Annotated in this window: 19 protein-coding genes; 11 read left to right on the top strand and 8 right to left on the bottom strand. The window is 54.1% G+C overall.

Translation table 11 applies throughout. The features are described 5' to 3' along the window. Positions 1 to 7: 7 nt before the first annotated feature. The gene (gene trpC / locus CPA50_RS18180; RefSeq protein WP_096783960.1) at positions 8 to 823 is read left to right on the top strand and encodes an indole-3-glycerol phosphate synthase TrpC; all 816 of its coding nucleotides are present in this window, start codon (positions 8 to 10) and stop codon (positions 821 to 823) included. Positions 824 to 850: 27 nt separating this feature from the next. Here trpC and CPA50_RS18175 read toward each other — a convergent pair whose 3' ends face one another. Further along, entirely contained in the window at positions 851 to 1,459 is a 609-nt protein-coding gene (locus CPA50_RS18175) for a DUF4202 domain-containing protein (protein WP_096783959.1), read from the bottom strand. A 179-nt stretch (positions 1,460 to 1,638) separates the two neighbouring features. Beyond that, entirely contained in the window at positions 1,639 to 2,256 is a 618-nt protein-coding gene (locus CPA50_RS18170) for a glutathione S-transferase family protein (protein WP_096783958.1), read from the bottom strand. A 386-nt stretch (positions 2,257 to 2,642) separates the two neighbouring features. On the opposite strand from CPA50_RS18170, the gene CPA50_RS18165 reads away from it, so the two are divergent. From CPA50_RS18165 to CPA50_RS18155, 3 genes are all read left to right on the top strand, one after another. After that, positions 2,643 to 3,611 (top strand): ABC transporter substrate-binding protein, encoded by a 969-nt coding sequence (locus CPA50_RS18165; RefSeq protein ID WP_096783957.1) that lies wholly within the window; start codon positions 2,643 to 2,645, stop codon positions 3,609 to 3,611. Between the two features lie 109 nt (positions 3,612 to 3,720). Beyond that, positions 3,721 to 4,755 carry an ABC transporter permease gene (locus tag CPA50_RS18160; RefSeq protein ID WP_096783956.1) on the top strand — a complete coding sequence of 345 codons (1,035 nt, stop codon included), beginning with the start codon at positions 3,721 to 3,723 and terminating at the stop codon, positions 4,753 to 4,755. A 9-nt stretch (positions 4,756 to 4,764) separates the two neighbouring features. After that, entirely contained in the window at positions 4,765 to 5,823 is a 1,059-nt protein-coding gene (locus CPA50_RS18155) for a quaternary amine ABC transporter ATP-binding protein (protein ID WP_096783955.1), read from the top strand. A gap of 105 nt (positions 5,824 to 5,928) precedes the next feature. On the opposite strand, the gene CPA50_RS18150 is transcribed toward CPA50_RS18155, so the two are convergent. Then, complete coding sequence (locus CPA50_RS18150; protein ID WP_096783954.1) at positions 5,929 to 6,885, bottom strand: META domain-containing protein; 957 nt, start codon at positions 6,883 to 6,885, stop codon at positions 5,929 to 5,931. A 194-nt stretch (positions 6,886 to 7,079) separates the two neighbouring features. On the opposite strand from CPA50_RS18150, the gene CPA50_RS18145 reads away from it, so the two are divergent. The 5 genes from CPA50_RS18145 to modC all read left to right on the top strand — a co-directional run bounded on the left by CPA50_RS18145 (position 7,080) and on the right by modC (position 10,932). Further along, on the top strand, positions 7,080 to 7,820 hold the full coding sequence (locus tag CPA50_RS18145) for a glutathione S-transferase family protein (RefSeq protein ID WP_096783953.1): 741 nt from the start codon (positions 7,080 to 7,082) through the stop codon (positions 7,818 to 7,820). A gap of 100 nt (positions 7,821 to 7,920) precedes the next feature. Further along, on the top strand, positions 7,921 to 8,286 hold the full coding sequence (locus CPA50_RS18140) for a winged helix-turn-helix domain-containing protein (protein WP_096783952.1): 366 nt from the start codon (positions 7,921 to 7,923) through the stop codon (positions 8,284 to 8,286). 93 nt (positions 8,287 to 8,379) lie between these two features. Beyond that, positions 8,380 to 9,159 carry a molybdate ABC transporter substrate-binding protein gene (modA, locus tag CPA50_RS18135; protein ID WP_096783951.1) on the top strand — a complete coding sequence of 260 codons (780 nt, stop codon included), beginning with the start codon at positions 8,380 to 8,382 and terminating at the stop codon, positions 9,157 to 9,159. A 19-nt stretch (positions 9,160 to 9,178) separates the two neighbouring features. Then, on the top strand, positions 9,179 to 9,856 hold the full coding sequence (gene modB, locus CPA50_RS18130) for a molybdate ABC transporter permease subunit (protein WP_096783950.1): 678 nt from the start codon (positions 9,179 to 9,181) through the stop codon (positions 9,854 to 9,856). After that, positions 9,856 to 10,932, top strand: coding sequence for a molybdenum ABC transporter ATP-binding protein (modC, locus tag CPA50_RS18125; protein ID WP_096783949.1), 1,077 nt, complete (start codon positions 9,856 to 9,858; stop codon positions 10,930 to 10,932). Before modB ends, modC begins: the two co-directional genes overlap by 1 nt. Before the next feature lie 32 nt (positions 10,933 to 10,964). On the opposite strand, the gene crp is transcribed toward modC, so the two are convergent. Continuing rightward, positions 10,965 to 11,606, bottom strand: coding sequence for a cAMP-activated global transcriptional regulator CRP (gene crp, locus CPA50_RS18120; protein ID WP_096783948.1), 642 nt, complete (start codon positions 11,604 to 11,606; stop codon positions 10,965 to 10,967). 264 nt (positions 11,607 to 11,870) lie between these two features. On the opposite strand from crp, the gene CPA50_RS18115 reads away from it, so the two are divergent. Both CPA50_RS18115 and speD read left to right on the top strand, forming a co-directional pair. Then, positions 11,871 to 12,293, top strand: a complete 423-nt coding sequence (locus CPA50_RS18115; protein WP_096783947.1) for an OsmC family protein — start codon at positions 11,871 to 11,873, stop codon at positions 12,291 to 12,293. 170 nt (positions 12,294 to 12,463) lie between these two features. Beyond that, positions 12,464 to 13,258, top strand: a complete 795-nt coding sequence (gene speD / locus CPA50_RS18110) for an adenosylmethionine decarboxylase (RefSeq protein WP_096783946.1) — start codon at positions 12,464 to 12,466, stop codon at positions 13,256 to 13,258. Between the two features lie 28 nt (positions 13,259 to 13,286). Here the strand turns inward: speD and CPA50_RS18105 are convergent, their stop codons facing one another. The 4 genes from CPA50_RS18105 to argE form a co-directional block, all read right to left on the bottom strand. After that, complete coding sequence (locus tag CPA50_RS18105) at positions 13,287 to 14,153, bottom strand: phosphoribulokinase (protein ID WP_096783945.1); 867 nt, start codon at positions 14,151 to 14,153, stop codon at positions 13,287 to 13,289. A gap of 40 nt (positions 14,154 to 14,193) precedes the next feature. Beyond that, positions 14,194 to 18,006 carry a DUF1631 family protein gene (locus CPA50_RS18100; protein ID WP_096783944.1) on the bottom strand — a complete coding sequence of 1,271 codons (3,813 nt, stop codon included), beginning with the start codon at positions 18,004 to 18,006 and terminating at the stop codon, positions 14,194 to 14,196. A 264-nt stretch (positions 18,007 to 18,270) separates the two neighbouring features. After that, positions 18,271 to 19,578, bottom strand: a complete 1,308-nt coding sequence (gene argA / locus CPA50_RS18095) for an amino-acid N-acetyltransferase (RefSeq protein ID WP_096784012.1) — start codon at positions 19,576 to 19,578, stop codon at positions 18,271 to 18,273. A gap of 42 nt (positions 19,579 to 19,620) precedes the next feature. Next, a complete protein-coding gene (argE, locus tag CPA50_RS18090; RefSeq protein WP_096783943.1) occupies positions 19,621 to 20,817 on the bottom strand; it encodes an acetylornithine deacetylase in 1,197 nt (398 codons plus the stop codon). Between the last annotated feature and the right edge of the window lie 2 nt (positions 20,818 to 20,819).

Here is a 20,819-nt window from a genome sequence, read left to right as displayed (position 1 = left end):
AACTGAAATGAGCAGACACAGCGACAGAACGCCAACCATCCTGCGGAAAATCATCGACCGGAAACGGGAAGAAATCGAGGTCCGCAAACGCAGTGCAAGCCTTGAGGATCTCAAAGCCCGCGCCGGCGACCAGCCCGAAACACGAGGGTTCGCCAACGCCCTGCGCCAGCGCATCGAAGCCGGCACACCAGCAGTCATTGCCGAAATCAAGAAAGCCTCACCGAGCAAAGGTGTACTTCGCGAGCCGTTTGAACCAGCCGAAATCGCTGAAAGCTACGAGCAGGGAGGCGCAGCCTGCCTGTCCGTGCTCACGGATCACGATTTCTTTCAGGGCCACGAAGACTATCTGATCGCTGCCCGCAATGCCTGCAGCCTGCCGGTGATCCGCAAAGATTTCATGGTCGCGCCCTATCAGGTGTACGAAGCCCGCACCATCGGTGCCGACTGCATACTCCTGATCGCAGCCTGCCTCACCAAAGACCAGATGCAGGAACTTGAGGGCATAGCACACGAAACCGGAATGGACGTACTGGTAGAAGTACACAACAGCGAAGAAATGGATGATGCCCTGACGCTGACCACACCGCTCGTCGGCATCAACAACCGTGACCTGCACAGCTTCGACGTTTCGCTGGAGACCACGTTCGACCTGCATCAGCGCATAGGCAAGGATCGCATGGCAATCACCGAGAGCGGCATAATGACCCGAGCCGACGTGGAAGCCATGACCGGCCGCGGCATCTATGGGTTTCTGGTCGGTGAATCCTTCATGCGCGCCGCCAACCCCGGCGCGAAACTGCAGGAACTGTTTTTCCCAGGATAAGCAGTATAGCCTCAGAACCGGGGCGGATCAGGCAGGATCCGCCAGGGCTTCCTGCATCAGCAGTTGCAAGTGTTCAGGAAGCTTCGATGATAACGCCAGAGCCCGTTCATGAGCCCGGGGCGACATTTTACCCCAGGTGCGGCGAACAATCCTCAGCCACTTTTCCCGTTCGTATTCAGCGTTATCTGCATAAAACCTGGCGAAATATTTTTCCAGAAATACCATACAGGCAACGTCTTCGAGAAGCTGGGTATCGGCGTCTTTACGCAACTCCCGCTTGGTCAGAATCACCTCAACCCGCTCACATTCGGTCTCCGGGTAGCCGCAACTCTCCATAATCTCTGCAGCTCTTCGACCATGCATACGCCCACATGCCTGACGCCACTCGTAATAGGATTTCCTGCCCTCAGGGTAATCACTCCGGGGCATTTTCCAACGTTCAATATGCTGAGCACGACAGGCAATCTGCATTCGCTCCGAGGGTGAAGGTTCCAGTTCAAACAGCCAGCGAGTCATATGCAGACTGTAGGCATGCTCTCTGGGCATGGATTCGCCCGCCACAACCTCATGATTGGGGTCTGCGCGATTTGCCTTGTCGATTGTATCCAGAGCACACGCGAGAGATGTTCGTTCCATACCGCTTCCTTTGACTACACGCTGAATCAGAGAGCTTACTACACCAGGCTTCGTACTGGCTGATGATTATAGCGGCTGACACCCGGCCCCTGCACGAAAAGCTGCGCCTGTGCCTGGCCGGCGAGCTCATGCCCGCCGGCGCACTCTGATTTCAGCTACCACTCATTCACGCAGGGGGTTCAGGCCTGAGCGGACGGACGAGCCTTCATGCGGTCATACCAGGCCTGAAGGTGAGTCTGCTCAGGCAGAATGCGAATATTCACAACACGGGCGAAAGCTACTGTTGTAAAGGCATTGACGTCGGCAGCGGTGAGCCGGTCACAGCAAATGAATTCCTTGCCGGCAAGGTGATCATTGAGAAATGCCATAAACTTGCTGACGTTTTGCCCACACTCCTCGCCCCATTCTTTTATGGGGTTCATTCTGTCCTTGAAATAGCCGCTGGTATGTTGGAAGCACATACCTGTAGGGGAAAACAGGTAAAACTCTACCCACCTGACCCACTGCTCAATCAGTGCTTTTTCAAACGGTGTATCGCCGAGAAGAGTCGGTGCCTCCGGATAACTCTCTTCAAAGTACCGGCAAATTGCCATGGTTTCCGAGATACAACTTCCGTCATCCAGCTCCATAACCGGAACTTTTTTCATCGGGTTGCGTGCCACGTATTCCGGCGTAAGGTTCTCGCCTTTCTGCAGATCAATCTCGATGAATTCTGCTTTATCGAGAAGTCCTTTCTCTGCCATGAACATGCGTACGCGGCGAGGATTCGGGGCGGTTTTGGTTTCATAAATTTTCATTGTTATAAGCTCCGTTCCGGACAAATAGGGGGTCATTCAACACAAAAAACAAGCGAAAGACTGACCCGAAAAAAGGGTTGCGTCAAGCAACTGATCAGACCCGACGCCTATGCCCCTGATACATCTGGAGAAATGATGCATTTTCGTTAAAACCTTGTAACTGGGCTCAGGATCCTTATGCTTGTAGTTACGTAGTAACCGAGATGAGTCGTTTTGCCCTATTCCCCGTGTTGCCCGAAAACCGCTTTGCAAAGAACCTTTTCCGGTTACTTTCAACCTGCAATAAAACCATTAATTACCCAACTGACAACCAAACAACCGGTTTCAGAAAAACGACAGCACATTACTCCAACAAAATTTACCAACCCTAATATGGAGAAGTGACTATGCGAAAGCTAACGTCTGCCGCACTACTATGTGCGCTCTCAGTGCCAGCCATGGCCCAAGCCAACTGCGGTGAAGTATCAATCACTGAAATGAACTGGGCTTCCAATACAGTGGTCACCAACGTTGCCAAATTCATCATGGAACAAGGCTATGGCTGCGACGTATCAGTTGTGCCTTCCGATACTGTTCCTGCGGTAACGTCTGTTGCCGAAAACGGCGAGCCGGATATTGTTACCGAACTCTGGCTGAACTCGGCCGGCGAAGCCTATCTGCGTCTTGAGGAAGAAGGCAAAATTGAACGGCTCGGCAAGGTACTGGACCCCGGCGGCGTGGAAGGCTGGTGGATCCCCACCTATCTGGTCAAAGAACATCCAGAGCTGAAGACTATCGAAGGTGTAATGGCCAACCCCGAACTGGTTGGCGCACGTTTCAACAACTGCCCGGACGGATGGGGATGCAGGGTTGTCAGCGACAACCTGGTCCGCGCTCTGGACCTCGAAGCATCCGGTATCAAAGTTTTCAACCACGGCTCCGGTGAGACTCTGGCCTCTTCAATGGCGTCTGCCGTCCAGAGCGAAGAACCCTGGTTTGGTTATTACTGGGGCCCGACCGTACCTCTCGGAAAATATGATATGACTCGAGTGGAACTGGGCGAGTACAAACCGCAGGTTCACCAGAAAAACCAGACTGCTGACGCAGATAATCCCGGTGTATCAGAGTTCCCGGCGGCAACAGTTCTTACCTCCGTTACCGCCGATTTCAAAGATCGCGAACCGGAAGTAACCGAGATGCTCCGAAAAATGACGTTCAAAACGGAAACCATGAGCGCGCTGTTGGCATGGATGGATTCCAGTAATGCATCCGGCGAAGAAGCTGCAGTCTATTTCCTGAGCAACAATCGTGATGAATGGTCAGACTGGCTGAACGAAGACGCAAGGAAGAAACTCTCAGCCCTTCTTGAAAACTGATTGACCCGCCTTTGCCCGGGCGCAGCGTCTGCCCCGGGCACGCCTGGTAGTAATAGCAACTGATTTCTGTAGTGCATGGTCACCTATGCACATGAGAGGCTGAACGCAAATGGCAACCTACGATTCCCTGTTTTCGACACTGGGGTTAAAAGACTGGTGCTCGGAAGGTAAATCAGATGGCCCTATGTCGATGGCTGATCTGCTCGCCAAAACCAAGGGCAAAAACACAGAGCCGGAATCTCTGTGGGACCTTCCTTTTCCATCCATGGATACGCTTAACGAATCCTGCGCTGCATTCCCGCAGTCGCGAGAGCTCACAAAAGGTCTGGAGCAGGGTTTCCTTGCCATAAAAGACAATATGAGCCTGGTACTCGACCCAATCACTCAGCCACTCAGCTGGTTTCTGGACGGGGCGCTCTATGGCATGCTCAATACGCCCTGGTGGATCGTTATTCCGGTCATGCTGGCCGTGGTTTTTCTGGTAACCAAATCCTGGAAACTGGTTCTTCTTGTTGCAAGCAGCATTTGTCTGCTGGCATTCATTGATTACTACGAATACGCCATGCAGACGCTTGCCATCATTTTCGTCTGCGCCTTCCTCTGTGTTCTGCTTGGAGTACCTATTGGCATTGCCATGTCCAGGAGCGACACCATTCAGAGGATGACAATTCCTGTCCTCGATATGCTTCAGACGCTGCCGCCTTTTGTGTATCTGATTCCGCTGATTTTTCTGTTCAGTGTTACGGAATCCAAACTCTATGGCATCGCAATTATCCTTTACGCCATCGTACCTGTCGTACGCCTGACCAACCTGGGCATACGCCTGGTGGACAAGGACGTGATCGAAGCCGCTGACGCCTTCGGCATGACCCCCCGACAGAAACTGTTCAAGGTTCAGATCCCGCTTGCTTTGCCCAATATCATGGCTGGCGTGAACCAGACCATCATGATGAGTCTGGCCATGGTTGTTATTGCATCTCTGGTATCAGCACCTGGCCTCGGCGTTCTGGTACTCCGCGGCATACGGAATCTGGAGCTTGGCGTTGGCCTGGTTGCCGGCCTCGGCATAGTCATCCTGGCGGTTATTCTGGACCGGGTGACCAAGGCTTCTCTGGCACGCATCAATGCCACCCATAAGCAGTGAGGACATAACGTGGCAAACGATATCAAGATTTCCATCAAACACCTCTACAAGATCTTCGGGCCGACGCCGGATGTGGCACTGGAATATGTGAAGCGTGGCATGAACAAGGCGGATCTTCTGGATCAGCAAAACCATGTTCTGGGGCTCAGAGATATCAACGTGGACATCCGCGATGGCGAAATCACCGTGATCATGGGCCTTTCAGGGTCCGGCAAGTCAACACTGATCCGCCATCTCAACCGCCTGATTGAACCCACGGCTGGTGAAATCCGGCTTGATGACACAGACGTTCTGAGCCTGAACGAAGAGCAGTTGCGTCAGCTCCGGCGGGAACAGATGTCCATGGTGTTCCAGAAGTTTGCGTTACTGCCGCATAAAACCGTGCTTGAAAACTCTGGCATGGCTCTTAACATTCGCGGTTATACGGTCGCCGACTTTGAAAGCGAAGCGGTAAAGTGGCTGGCCCGTGTAGGACTTGAGGGTAACGAGAACCAATACCCCCATCAGCTATCAGGAGGCATGCAGCAGCGAGTTGGTATAGCCCGCGCATTGGTATCCAACTCTCCCATCATGCTGATGGACGAGGCTTTCTCAGCACTGGACCCACTCATCCGCTCAGACATGCAGGATCTGTTGCTGGAGCTACAGGCAGAGCTCAAGAAAACCATAGTATTCATCACCCACGACCTGGACGAAGCCCTCAAACTGTCGGACCATCTGGTCATTCTCAAGGATGGTGAAGTAATTCAGCAGGGCGATCCTCAGGAAATCCTGCTCAACCCCAATGACCCTTATATTATCGATTTTATCAGTGATATAAACCGGGCACGGGTGATTCGTGTGCGCTCCATCATGGAGAAGCACGTTGATAACGATGCAGACTATGATGGCGACATTTCGGAGAAAGATAACCTCGAAGCGGTTCTCTCCCGCTCCGGGGGAGATACAGATATGGTCTTCAGAGTTGTCAGAAACGGTGAGATGGTAGGTAGTCTGAGCATGAAAAACCTGACGCGGGCACTGGTTCCGACGGACGCTTCCACGGCGGGAAATAACCTCACGGGCTGACTACCCCAATATCAGACCCTCTCCGGCTTTGGCGTTCAGCTTTCCTGTCCGCAAGCCGGAGCAGTCTTCACCAGCTTTCGGACAATCCAGCAAAGCAGTGAATCCTTATTGATGCCCCTTGTTTTCCGTTGACTGAAAGGCGGTGATTTTCCCGCCAGAGGAGGTTGTCAGCAACAACTCCCCATGACGGCCAATCGCTGCATGCTGCACCTTCGCCATCAGCTCCAGAAAGCGCTGCTCCTGATCCATCAGAGCGGGGGCACACGCCATTCTCGTTGAGAACAGATGGCTGAAGCCCGCACCTTCACCTCTTATCTCGTACTGGCCACCATATCGATTGCAGGATGCCAGCCCAGCCATACGGTTCTCTCCGAAAAACTCGATAGTCATGCGGGAGCTGTCAATAATGCCGGCACCTGCAAGGTCTTCAACAACCCACTCTGTGCCACGAAACAACCGGTAAGGGTCGCCACCACAACCTTTATATACCTCGCCATTCAATTCAAGCCGGACCTGAGCCGGGAACTGCGAGCCAGACATGGTATCTTCACATAACTGACGGTCCACCTTCAGCGTCAGTTCCTGCCCGTCCAGCTCACCGTGGAATTCACGGCCATGGCGGTTAGCAACAATGGTGTCGAGGGCTACAATCTCCGGCTCTCCGGATTCGAAAGGGCGGTAAAACAGCAGTTCTCCATCGTCCAGCTGTATGTGCCAGAAAGGCTCATTGCCCGCAGCCTGGAACGGCATTTCCAACGCACCTGCCTGCAAGCACTCCGGATAAGCCTGCCCTTTTACGGTAAACGTTGCCCGCTCGCCCTTGCTCCAGAAACTGGTATTTTCACCACCCGGAGCCACGAAAAGCGCTCCGGAAGCGCTTACCTTCGACTCCAGCAGCAGGCGTTCGCCCTGATAATCAACCCTCAGGATATCTCTGTCACCCGCACTGGCAACCGTGATGCCCAGCTGACCACACTGATACTCACCAGAGACCGCTGAAATATCCGGTCCTGTGGCACACGCGGAGATAAAAAGTCCGCTCACTGCGACAGCGGATGCCATCAAATACCCTTGCATGTGCATAGCGATGCCCTGTGATTGTATCGTGAATAAAAACCAGCATTTTAATGACCTGCCTGCCTGAAAACCAATTCCTCAGGCCTGATCCCCTGAAAATGGACAATCCATGCGCCCGTCCGGCTTTTTATCTCCCCGGCGCAAAGCTATGCTGAAGCCCATAACTCAGGAGGCACCTCATGGCTATCAGGCTTTACCAGTTCGCCATATCCCATTACTGCGAGAAAATCCGCTGGGCACTGGATTACAAGGATCTCAATTATGAAACAACAAACCTGCTTCCGGGGCAGCATCTTAAAACCGTACAGAAGCTAACCCGTGGTGCAGGAGCCTCAGTACCGGTTCTGGAACATGATGGAGAGGTAATTCAGGGTTCATCTGACATACTCGATTACCTCGACCGGACCTTTCCCGGCAAACCACTCATGCCCACGGACGAGACTTCAAAAGCGCTGGCAACAGAATGGGAAAAGCGTCTCGATAACGAGGCTGGCCCTGCCGTTCGCTGCTATTCGTATCATCATTTCCTGCAACGGCCAAAAATTGTGGTGCCATTACTGGCTGCAGGCACGCCATTCTACAACCGCATCCTGCTAAGCCTGGCATTCAGCCGGGTGAATGAAGTTATGCGAAAGTGGATGAAAATCAATGATAGAACTGCCGAGCAGTCACGGCTGGTTATGGAGAAGCTGCTCACGGAACTGGCAGAAACCTACAGCCGGCGGCCATTCCTGGCAGGTGATTCCTTTTCCCGTGCCGATCTCACAGCTGCTGCACTTTTTGCACCGCTGTTTCAGCCAGAGGCTTACCCGGTACCCTGGCCAAAACCGGCACGTGTACCAAAGGATATACAAACCTGGCTTGACCAGTGGCAACCGCAGCTACAGGTGCTCAGTAAGATTTACGAGGATTATCGTTAGTCCTGTGGTGCCCGTTGCTTCTGTACATATGGAAAGCAGCCTGCAGGCCCCTGGCCACTTCGGAACCTGAACCGGGGAAGACAAGAGGAAGACATTCAGAATGAACCCGATACCTGAGCCCCGCCTGATTCCCAGGCTGAGACTGAAATCCGGCAATACCATCGCTCTCGGGCCCGGAAAAGCCCAGCTGCTTGAGCTTATCGGGCAATACCGCTCAATCTCCGCCGCCGCCCGGGCCATGAAGATGAGTTACCGGAGAGCCTGGCTACTGGTAGATACCATGAATTCATGTTTCCGCCAGCCACTGGTACTAACCAGCACTGGAGGCTCTCAAGGCGGGGGTGCCGAACTCTCTGCCGAAGGAGTGAAAGTGCTGGCTCTCTACCGGCAGTATGAAAAAGCAGTAGCAGAATGCCCCGAACTCACTGAACTCGCGGCCATGCTGGACGACACAAGCGCAGCCTGAAACCTGTCGGCAAACAGGTTACGCTTGTGTCCAGCCGCTGGCAGAGATACCATCCTTACCGTTATATACAACCGGATATAAGGAAATCAGCCCATGTCACTGCTCATAAAAAGCGCTCATGAAGGGGTGCGCCTGTGCCTATGGCTCTGTCTGCTACTGACATTCAACAGTTTCGCGCACGCAGCTGATGTCCGTATCGCCGTAGCCGCCAACTTTACCGACACCAACCGTGACCTTGTTGCAGCCTTTGGCAGGGCTACCGGGCTGGAAGCTGTGGCAAGCTATGGATCCACCGGGAAGCTCTATGCCCAAATAGAAAATGGCGCTCCATTCGACGTATTTCTTGCAGCCGACAGCCGCCGCCCCGAGCTTCTTGAGAAGAATGGCCTGGGCGTAGCAGGAACCCGTTTCAACTATGCAAAAGGAAAGCTGGTGCTATGGAGCCCTGTACCTGGAACGTTTGACGACCCCAGGGCCTGGCTGGAATCTGGCGATTTTTCCCGGCTGGCTATTGCGAACCCGAAAACGGCACCTTATGGCCTGGCCGCCAGGGAGGTACTCTCCTCGTTATACCTCTGGGAGCCATTGCAGGATCGCCTTGTTCGTGGCGACTCCATTGCCCAGACTTTTCAGTTTGTGGCCACCGCCAATGCCCAGGCAGGTTTTGTAGCCCTCTCACAAGTACGCGGCTGGGGTAAAGAAGACGGCTCACTATGGATGATTCCGCAAAGCCACTATGCCCCTATTAACCAGCAGGCTATCCTTCTGAGCCGCAGCGAGAATAATGATGCAGCGCGCCAATGGCTGAGATTCCTGCGCAGTGACATAGCCAGAAGCATCATCGAAAATTCGGGCTATGAAACCGAACACTGAACAGTAACCGGCAGATAACATGGACATATACTGGGAGCCAGTATGGCTGACCCTGAAACTTGCAGGCCTTACCACCGCAGTGCTCCTCGTGGTGGGCACGCCTGTCGCCTGGTGGCTGGCCCGCAGCAACCATTGGGTAAGGCAACCTGTTGCAGCAATCGTTGCTTTACCCCTGGTATTGCCGCCTACAGTTCTCGGCTTTTATCTTCTGGTGCTCATGGGTCCCAAGGGCATGGTCGGCCAGCTCACCGAGCAGCTGGGCCTGGGTTTGCTGCCATTCACCTTCGAGGGGCTTGTGATTGCATCGGTCATCTATTCACTACCCTTTACTGTTCAGCCTCTGCAAAACGCATTCGGATCCATTAACCAGCAACTTCTTGAGGTAGCATCCACCCTCCGCGCTTCACCCCGGGATCGCTTTTTCTCCATTGTTCTTCCTCTGGCCCGCCCCGGTTTTCTTACCGCCGGCGTTCTCACATTTGCCCATACCATCGGCGAGTTTGGCGTAGTATTAATGATCGGAGGCAACATCCCCGGTGAAACCAAAGTGCTCTCTGTGGCTATATACGACCACGTAGAGTCTCTGGAATACGCCCAGGCCCACTGGCTGGCAGCTGGAATGGTTGTGTTTTCCTTTGTGGTGCTCGTAGTACTGTATTCACTCAATGGCCGGCTGCAGCCAGGGCTGGTGAAATAATGACGGCTTCAGGAATACAGGCACGTTTCTGCTGCAACTTCGGAACATTTACACTGGATGTCGATCTGGACTTGCCGGGTAGCGGGCTCACCGCGCTATTTGGGCATTCCGGTTGCGGCAAAACAACACTGCTTCGCTGTATGGCCGGCTTGCAGGTGGCGACAGGCGCTATGTGTGTAAATGGAGTTGAATGGCAGAGCGAGACGGGCAGCCGTCCGGTTCACCAGCGGCCTTTAGCCTATGTATTTCAGGAAACCGGCCTGTTCCCTCACCTTTCAGTAAAGCGCAACCTGATGTACGGGTACCGGCGCATACCGCAAAGTGATCGTCAGATTTCCTTCGACCAGGCCACAGAATGGCTCGGCCTTTCCCGGCTGCTTGAGCGTATGCCCGATAAGCTCTCTGGCGGTGAACGTCAGCGTGTGGCTATCGCCCGGGCACTGCTGACCAGCCCCAGACTGCTCCTGATGGACGAGCCTCTGTCCGCCCTCGACCAGACCAGCAAGCAGGAAATCATGCCCTATCTGGAAGCTCTGCGGGACAACCTGGCCATTCCTATACTCTATGTTTCCCACTCAACAGCAGAAGTCGCCAGGCTGGCAGACCATATTGTGATAATGGGTAAAGGGCAGGTGGTTGCCGAAGGCCCTCTGCAACAGATCATGGCGCGTACAGACCAGCCTTTCGGGCTTGAGGAAGATGCGGGGGTTATTCTCGACGCCCGCATATCAGAACGTGACGATCGCTGGCACCTGTGCCGCGCAGATTTCACGGGGGGACACCTCTGGGTGCGGGCTGAAGGCATGGAAATCGGGAAAAGCATCCGCTTGCAGGTGCTGGCAAGGGACATCAGCCTGGCCAGGAGCAAACAAACCGATCAGAGTATTCAGAATCTGCTGCCCGCCATCGTAGACGAAGTCGCTTCAGATGTATGTCCGGGTATCTCCATGGTACGCCTGCTCGCTGGGCAAACGCCCTTTCTCTCACGCCTGACCTCGCGAGCCGTACATACCCTGGCTCTTGCGCCCGGGCAGCGGCTGTGGATGCAGGTAAAGTCTGTAGCAATTGTTGACTGACGGAGCTTCTGATGCAGGAACTCCACATTGACTCATCGGGTACCGAACACCACCATGGTTTTGCCTTTCACTCTGACCAGCCCCTGATCTTCGAGAGTCTTCAGGACCCTGCCTACCATTTCCCGGGAACAACCCACAATACGGCCGATTTCCTGACGGGTAATCTTTATCTGCATACCATCAGGGTGAGTCATGGCGTCTGGCTCCTTGCACAAGTCCAGCAAGGTACGGGCAACCCGCCCGGTGACGTCCAGAAAAGCCAGGTCGCCGACTTTACGTGTCGTCTGGCGCAACCGTGAGGCCATCTGTTCGCCGATAAAGTAGAGTACCCCGAGATCCTGCTGGGCTATTTCCCGGAATTTCGGGTAGCTTATCTCCGCAACCTCACATTCGGTTTTAGCCTTCACCCAGGCGCTGCGGGAATCCATATTGTCGAACAGCCCCATCTCGCCGAAGAAATCCCCTGCATTGAGGTAAGCCATGATCATCTCACGGCCATCATCGTCTTCGATGATAACCGTGACGGAACCCTTGACGATGTAAAAGAGGGAGTCGCTTTTGTCACCTGCGTAAATAATGGTGCTCTTGGCCGGATACCGGCGACGATGACACTGCGAAAGAAAATAATCGAGATGTTTGGTCTTCTGCTCAACCGGCTTGACGATAGTAGCCATAATGCGAGTCGTGCCTCCTCAAATACTGGCGGGTTCCGATGTTTGTTATTCACCCGGCTTTCCCTGCGGGCTCATTTTTTTGTACAAATCCTAGTGACTTATAGCAAGAAGGCATGCTTCGGGCAACTGGAAACAGGAAACAAGATGTATCCTGAACGAGCACAGTCAACTGTCAGTATACCCGGGTTGTGCTAGCATCTCGCCTAAACCGTATATCCCGGGGCCAGCCAACGCCCGCCCCTGTTCAACAGGAGATCACCTTTCATGAAAGCAACCGTCGACTGGACAGGCAACGCCAGCTTCCGGGCCACCAGTGGCACCGGACACTCAGTGCAACTGGACGGCCCCCCCGATCATGGCGGCGAAAACCTGGGGCCCCGCCCCATGGAAATGCTGCTGATGGGCCTTGGGGGCTGTTCATCATTTGATGTTATGAGCATCCTGAAAAAAAGCCGGCAGGATGTCACAGCCTGCCATGCCGAACTGGAAGCAGAGCGGGCGGACGCCATACCTTCGGTGTTTACAAAGATCCATCTTCATTTTGTGGTGACCGGCCGCAACCTCAAGGAAAATCAGGTAAAGCGTGCCGTAAGCCTGTCAGCCGAGAAGTATTGCTCCGCCTCAATCATGCTTGAACAGGCAGGCGTAGAAATCACCCACAGCCACGAAATACACAACGTGGAATAAGCTGTACTCACAACACTATTCAATAGCGGATGGGGCGTGCATAATACCGCCCTTTCTCCGCCGGTCTGCGCAAAAGGTGAACAACCTGGTCAGTAGTCGGTGGCGGCCTATGCAGAGCATGTATTGCGTGCCCTGCCGTCATTCATCTCCATTATCCGGAGGGGCTGAGCATGGAACCAAAACTCCAGTTGCACGGTTTCAACAACCTGACCAAATCCCTGAGCTTCAACATCTACGACATCTGTTACGCGCAGACTGAAGAGCAACGCGAAGCCTATATTGATTACATTGACGAGATGTACAATGCAGAGCGTCTGACCCAGATCCTGACCGACGTCGTCAAAATCATCGGCGCAAACATTCTCAACATCGCCCGCCAGGACTATGAGCCTCATGGTGCATCAGTCACTATGCTGATCGCTGAGCACGAATTGAGCGGCGGCAAAGAGCCTGATAACGAAGAATCCCCCGGGCCGTTTCCAGACACCATCGTAGCCCACCTGGACAAAAGCCACGTTACCGTGCACACCTACCCAGAGAGCCATCCTCACGAAGGCATCAGCACCTTCCGGGCCGACATAGATGTCTCAACCTGTGGTCTGATCTCGCCCCTGAAGGTACTGAACTATCTGATTCACAGCTTCGATTCCGACGTGGTTACCGTCGACTATCGTATTCGCGGATTTACCCGTGATGTGGACGGAACCAAGCACTACATCGATCACAATATCAACTCGATTCAGAACTATCTGACCGAAGATACACAGAATGCCTATCAGATGATCGATGTGAATGTTTACCAGGAAAATCTTTTCCATACCAAGATGATGCTTAAGGATTTCAACCTGGATAACTATGTGTTCGGAGTAAACGCCAGCGACCTGGATCCGCAGGTAGCGCAATCCATCGAAGATCGCCTGCGCCGGGAAATGCTGGAGATTTTCTACTCCCGTAACGTCGAATAGTAAGGGCAGTACTGGAAATCTGAAGGCATCAGGCAAAAGATTTCTGGGCAATCAGGCGCTGCACCATGGGCCTTACAATCAGGTCCATGGCCAGCGCCATTTTTGTGCCCGGAATAACCAGAGTGTCGTGCCGGGAAAGCGTGCTGTTCTGTATAGCCTGCAAGAGATAAGAGAAATCAACCTCGGCGGCATCCCGGAAACGGATCACCAGCATGCTCTCATCTTCCGTGGGAACATCCCGGACAACAAACGGATTGGAAGTATCCACCAGCGGGATACGCTGGAAGTTAATGTGAGTATGTGAAAACTGCGGGACTATATCGTGAACGTAATCGTCCATCCGGTTAATGATTGTTGCGACTACTGCTTCCTCGCTGTAGCCACGCTGATGAGTGTCCCGGTGAATCTTCTGGATCCACTCAAGGTTAACAATGGGCACCACACCAATAAGCAAGTCCACATACTGGGCAATATTGAACGCCTCACTCACCACCGCCCCGTGCAGTCCTTCATAGAACAGAAGATCAGTGTCCGGCTGTAGCGAGCCCCAGGCCGTGAACGTGCCAGGTTTGTGCCCCTCTGTCTGCAAGGCCCGGTCTTCATCATGAACATACTGACGATAACGCCCGTTGCCGGTATGGCTGTAGTCATAAAACAGCGCCTCCAGCTTATCGATATGATTAGCGGCCAGGGCAAAGTGATTGCGCTCACCAAACTGGCCTTTAGCTGCAAGTCGCGCCATCTGTTCCCGGTTATAGCGGTGAAAACTGTCACCACTGACCATAGCGGCAACCAGACCCTCACCAGCAAACATACGCCGGAATATATGACCGGTAGTGCTGGTACCTGCGCCGGACGAACCGGTCACAGCAATAATCGGGTGACGTTTTGACATAGCTGGAGCGCGCCGTGGGTTAGAGGAGGTTCGGGGAAAATCAGTTAAGACTGTCGAGCGAACGGGGTTTTTCGATCACAAAACCCTGAGCGTAATCCACGCCCAACTGCCTCAACGTATCCAGAACATCGCGTGACTCAACCTGGCCAGCAATCACTTCCCGATCCATATAGTGCGCCATATCCACCATGGACTGCACCATTGCACGATCGGTTTCGCTGGTATTGAGCTGGCTGGTAAAAGCACTGTCTATCTTGATCAGATCAACCGGAAGTGAGCGCATGAACTCAAAGGAATTGGGGCCGCTACCGACGTTTCCAAGACAGAATCTGCACCCCAGCTCTTTCATCTCGAGGATAAAGTCCGCTACTGCTTCCATGTCATTAATGGCAGAGGCTTCGGTTACTTCAAACCACAGGCGCTCAATGGGCGCGTCGTTATCGCTTAATTTTTCATAAATGTATTCAAGCAACGACTGGTCATTCAGTGAGTAACCGGACAGGTTAATACACACCCCACCAAGATCACGAGGATCCGGCGCCTGCACCCGCAACCAGTCCAGCATATGGCCGACAACCCAGCGATCAACGGCTTGCATGCGGTCATAGCGTTCAGCCATACGTACAAAGTCACGGCCAGTAATCAAGGCACCTGCATCGTCGTACATACTGATCAGGACTTCATACTGAGCTGCCATGTTAGTGCGGCTGTGCAAGGGGATAATCTTCTGACAACGCAGCAGCATCCGCTCTTCATCCAGATCACCAAGGCTCGCTACCTTGGCCGCAATCTGTTCCTGACGTGCCTGATCATCCGCACCCAGCGTATATTCTGCGACTTTTCCATGCCCTTTCTGTCTGGACGCACTCAATGCCTGTTCGGACGCTCTCAGCCAGCGCTCAGCACTGACCAGGCCTGGCAGCTCTGGCACCATACCTACACTGGCGGACAAACTATAGCTACTGCTACCATGGACAAACTCTGTGCCCTCTATAGTTGCAATCAGATCGCGAGCTACATCGCCTGCGTTCTCAGCCGGCACCAGCATGCCAAATTCATTTCCCGCAAGCCGGGCCAGGGGCATTCCGCCGCCCACATGCTTGCGCAGCATGTCGGCGACATTTTTCAGCGTGTCATCTCCGGCCTGATAGCCCGCAGTATCGTTCAAAAGACGGAAGTTGCGTAAATCCAGCCGTAACAGCGAGCGCTCGTCTTCCCGCCGGGCCAGTTGCTGATCAAGCGTCCGTTCAAACTCACGGCGACCGAGGAGGCCGGTCAGCTCGTCATGGGTAGAAGCCCAAGACAACTGGTCATAGACCTTACGCACCATGCGGTCGATGCTTTCATCCACCAGTGGCCGTTCGTACTGACCGTCAGGCACAATTACGCCTTTGCGCATATGGCGAGCCAGGGCTTCCAGATCAAGCTCTACAACCCGCATACCCTGATGATTCACAAAAACAAACCGGCTGAACCCTCGGGCCACCCAGACAAGACGGATATACTGCGGCTCGTCGGGCTTTTCCTGATCCCGCAGCCAATCACCAGTCCGAAGCTTCTGAGCCCGGTTCATCCAACGCTGAAGACTACGCTGTTCGCGTTCTGACAGGGACTGCTTGATATCCTTGTCAGTCGCTGGCAGCGGCACCTCCACCATTTCCGGTGGTTTATCCGAACTGCGCACCAGAAACTGCTTCAACTCATCACGTATCTGGGCTGACGGCATATGGTTGCTTGAAATCGACGCCAGGCCGTCCTGTATAACCCGGAGCAACTCTGGCAGGTTCACTGTGCTGGCAGGGTCCTCTGCAAACACCAGCAATGAATCAACAACCGAGAGATAGTCCTGCCAGACCTGGCTGTCCGGTCCCTGACGGATCCAGGTCAGCGACAACAAATCCTGCCAGCCACCCTCAAGCAGGCTTAGCACTGCTTTTGGTACCTTTCGTCCCGCAAGTTTCCGGTTGAGCACATCTGCAACCGCAGTCTTGGACTCTGAAACTTTCTGGGCGCCCTCCGCTGCAGCGGTTACCCGTTCAACATTCCGACGGTAAACCAGGTTCTGGCGATCAATCAGATCGTCGAGTTCCTGAACCGTCTGCTCAAACACCCCTACATCCTGCTCAAATTCCGAGGTAATACGCTGGATAAGCTCATCGACACGGCGCTGAACGACCGGGTTGAGCCGGCCACCCTTGATACCAAGCTGGGCCAGTCGGTTCATCACCCCCCTGACAGGGCTGTTTTTGTCATCAAAAAAGGCCGGGTCACGCATGACAACTTTGAGAACCGGCACTTCAAGCTGCCGCATCCGTCTCTGGGCATATTCACTCAGCTTGGGGCTTTCAGTAACCGAGTTAAAGAAACGGTCAACAACATCAAGTGTACTCTGCTGCTCAACATCCAGTTTTTTTGCACCACTCTCGCGGACTTTCCCCACCACCCTCTCACGCAGTGGGATAACATTAGTGGTACTGACAACGGGTTCAGTCTGAAGCTGCTGAAGCTCGCGCTGCAACTCACCCGAAGACATCGGCACTGCGTTGACAGGGAAAGGCTCTGGCTCAGCCTCACCGCGAACTGCCCGACTGGCAGCAAGAGTACCAAGCAGATTCCGCACGGTTGCAAACGCTGTTTGCGCTGCCTGAGCATAGCTCCTGAACTCACTACCCAGGCGTGTTTTCCCAGGCCCGGTATCGCGACCTACAGGCGCGGGCTTCGACGGCACCGCACCGGCACCTGAAGAATCCCGGTGCACTGGCGCAGCGGTTGCCGGTTTTGACATGGCCTGGACAGGCTCACTGGGCTTTCCGGCTTCTGGCTTCTGAGCCGGAACCGTTTTGTTCAGGGAGCTTCCAGCGGTGTGCTCACTGAGATACTTGCTAAGATCCAGCTCGGGTAACACGCCATGACGGATCAGGATATTGTTCAGTTCTTGGTATAGCGGCCCCAGATGAAGCAGTACAGACTGTTCAAACACCTTCAGGCAGATCTTTTCAACTTCCCTGGAGGCCTTGAGCTGGCTCAACCCTGAATGAAACGACTCGCATACAAGTGACGGACCCAGAGGGTTATGGTGCCCGGTCGCGTTAGCGATACCAAGCTTGTCCAGGCGAAGCTTCAACTGCAACAGATCTTTGCGGTACAGGGTGTCAGCCTTGGTAACCATAACCCGGATTGTCAGCCAGTCTTCAAACTCACCCTTGTCCACCATCGAAAGTTCTGAACCGGGAAAGCCTTTGGGGGAAGGCTTGAGGGGGGATTCCAGATTGCGCGCTATCTGATGCCATATTACCCGTTGCCGGGTCTGAACCTGGCCCGAAAAATCCATCAGCTCATTTGCCTGCTGGTCGCTCTTGGCCTCGTGGGCAGCATCTCGCAGCGCCGTTCCCATTTGCACGAAACAAGCGTCCATGAGCGGTTCGATATGCTGTATAAGCGCACGTGCAGACTGATGCAGGACAAACTGTACCCGCTCACTCGGGGCACGCAATGATGCACGGTCCTGAGTATTGGAACCGCCACACTGTTGCAGCATTGCCGCAACGGCTTCCGGGTTGGTACGTGTGAAATTAACGCCCATAGCGCCATCAATGCGACGGACAATGCTGACATGGAGCTCATGCCGGCGCTTTCCATCCGGGTCCCGAAAACGCACGATCAGCTCAGGTGGCGTACCTGAAGCAAAAACCCGCTCAAGCTTAAGGGATGTCTCGCCGGAATAACGGACAAACAAGCCTTCAGGGCAAAAATCTGCAACCTGACACGGTAAAGTCTCACCAGTACCCAGAACAATCTGGGCAGCAAGTTTGATGGGTTTGCGAGGGCTGCTGCGACGTTCTTTCGGATCCATGAACTACCTGATATTGGGCAAAGCCGGAAAGAGACAGATGTTCGGCTGATGTCTCTGAAAACAGTGGCAAAAACCACATGTTGTTATGGGAAAAATGTCGGTCCTTATAACCGCAATTATAAGTGTACTATAGTGGCCAGTTCCGGGCACACTAACCAGTGCAATCTTAACTGTCGTAATCTGCAAAACAGCTTAGCCAGGTATGCACAACCTTACTACTCATAACAGCTCTGACCGGCTCCAGCGGCGTGCTGGCACAACCCGTCAAAGCGGCTTGAAGAAAACCTTTGAATTACGCTGGGTATTGTAAGATGCGAGCTTGGGCCCGGGCAAAGCCTGAACCGTGCTGGGCTGAAACCCCCGCTCGCGAAACCAGTGCTCTGTTTGTGTGGTGAGCACGAACAGCTTCTGGACTCCCTGGCTACGGGCATGCTTTTCGACCATCAAAAGAATTTCGTCGCCACGACCGGCGCGGCGATACGCAGAATCCACAGCAAAACAAGAAAGCTCACCTGCGCCCTCATCCGGATAATTATGCAGAGCAGCGCAACCTACAATGGTGCCGTCACGTTCCGCGACAACAAAGTGTTCAATATCAGTCTCCAGCATTTCCCGGGATCGACGCACCAGAATACCCTGCTCTTCCAGCGGTTCTATCAATCCAAGTATGCCGCCGATGTCCTCAGCACGTGCCTGGCGAACCTGTTCGTAATGATCACCACTGACCAGCGTACCTGTACCATCCCGGGTAAAAAGTTCTTCCAGCAGCGCGCCATCACTAACGTAACTGATGATATGAGCCCGTTTGACACCCTTGACGCAGGCATCGCTGGCTGCCCGAAGAAGATCTGCGTCGTGCCCCGTTATGGTTCCATCAGCCAGACGCTCCGGTGCCTGCCTTGCTGAAAGCTCACGGATCAGGGACCCATCCTGTTCAAGCAGCCCCTGATCATCAATGAATACGATTAGTTTTTCTGCCCGCAGAGCTGCGGCCACCTGGCTACCAACGTCTTCGTACGACAGATTAAAGGTATCCCCGGTCGGTGAATAACCCATAGGAGGCAGCAAAACAATGTGTCCTTGCTCCAGAAGCTTCTCGATACCGGAAACATCAACACGCCGCACCTTGCCAGTGTAGCCAAAATCGATTCCGTCCAGCACTCCAACCGGTCTGGCCGTTACATAGTTGCCGCTGCTCACCCGAATGCGGGCATTGTGCATAGGTGAATTAACCAGCCCCATGGACAACTGGCTTTCAAGATGCGCCCTCAAACCACCGGTCGCCTCCATAACCAGGGGCAGGTGGTTCTCGGGAGTAATACGCAGACTGCGTGAGAATGACGACTTCAGGCCCGCATCATCCAGGCGCTTCTGGATTTGCGGGCGCGCACCAAAAGCAACAACCAGACGCACCCCAAGACTGCTCAGCAGTGCAATATCATGGATGATGTTGATGAAGTTTTCATGTTCGACTGCATCACCCGGAATGTTCAATACAACCGTACGACCACGGTGAGCATTGATGTAGGGCGATGAATGGCGAAATGAATGCAGCCAGCCGTTTGATTTCAAGTATTGCTCTCCAATCTGCTTTTCTTGCAAGTACCCGGTTACTTAAAGGCAAAACTGCCGGATAAGGCCCCTGAGAATTTTCACCGTGGGCTCCAATTGTGACAGCTCCAGAAACTCATCAGGCTGGTGCGCCTGGTCGATTGAACCCGGGCCCATAACCAGTGTCTCCATGCCAAGCTTCTGCAACCAGGGAGCCTCGGTTGCAAAAGCGACCGCTTGGGCGGTGTGGCCCGTAAGCCTCTCACAAGCCTTTACCAGCACCGCATCCGGCTGGGTTTCAAAAGGTGGAACACCGTCGAACAGCGGCTCAAACTCCATAATTAATCCGCGTCGCTCAGCCACCGGCTGGATTCTATGCAGGATAGTCTGACGCAGACTCTCCATATTCATTCCCGGTAACGGTCGCAGGTCAAAGTGCAGCTCACACCGGGCACAGATACGGTTAGGACTGTCACCTCCGTGGATGCACCCAAGGTTAAGGGTGGGTACCTGCACATCAAAATTCGGGTTGCGGTACTGCTCCTGCCAGCCTTCGCGCAGGGCCAGAAGCTCGCCAAGCGCCTCCTGCATACCCTCAAGGGCACTGCGCCCCAACCCCGGATCGGAAGAGTGACCAGATTGCCCCTCAAACGTTAACCGCTCCATCATGATGCCTTTGTGCATACGCACTGGCCTGAGGCTGGTAGGCTCACCAATAACCGCGTAACGGGCTTTCGGCTTGCCGGCTTCCGCCAGAGCCTTGGCGCCATTCATGGAGCTTTCTTCATCCGCTGTTGCAAGGATAATCAGGGGCTGCTTGAGATCGCCAGCGGTAAAGGCTTTGGCAGCCTCAATCGCCAGGGGGAAAAACCCTTTCATATCGCAGGTGCCCAGGCCGTACCAGCGATTGTCACGCTCGGTCAGGGTAAAGGGATCACTTTGCCAGCGCTTGTCATCAAAAGGCACAGTGTCTGTATGGCCGGCAAGCACAAGCCCCCCGGAACCACGCCCCAGAGTAGCAACCAGGTTGTACTTGCCAAGCATGCCGGGCACCGCCAGAATTTCCACTGAAAACCCCAAGGCTTCCAGCCACTCCCCAAGCGTTCGCACTACCGGCTCATTGCTCTGATCCCACTCAGCCGATGCGCTGCTGATAGACGGCAACCCAACAAGCCTTTCCAGCATCTCGCGCACATTCGGGACTGTTTCGGCGCGACTGATGCGCTTACGGCTGCCATCGTCGTCACGGGGCTGATGCATTG

It is taken from the genome of Marinobacter sp. ANT_B65, assembly GCF_002407605.1.
Lineage (GTDB): Bacteria > Pseudomonadota > Gammaproteobacteria > Pseudomonadales > Oleiphilaceae > Marinobacter.
The sequence above is the reverse complement of the archived record's forward strand: the minus strand, read 5'-3'. Positions and strand labels throughout refer to the sequence as shown.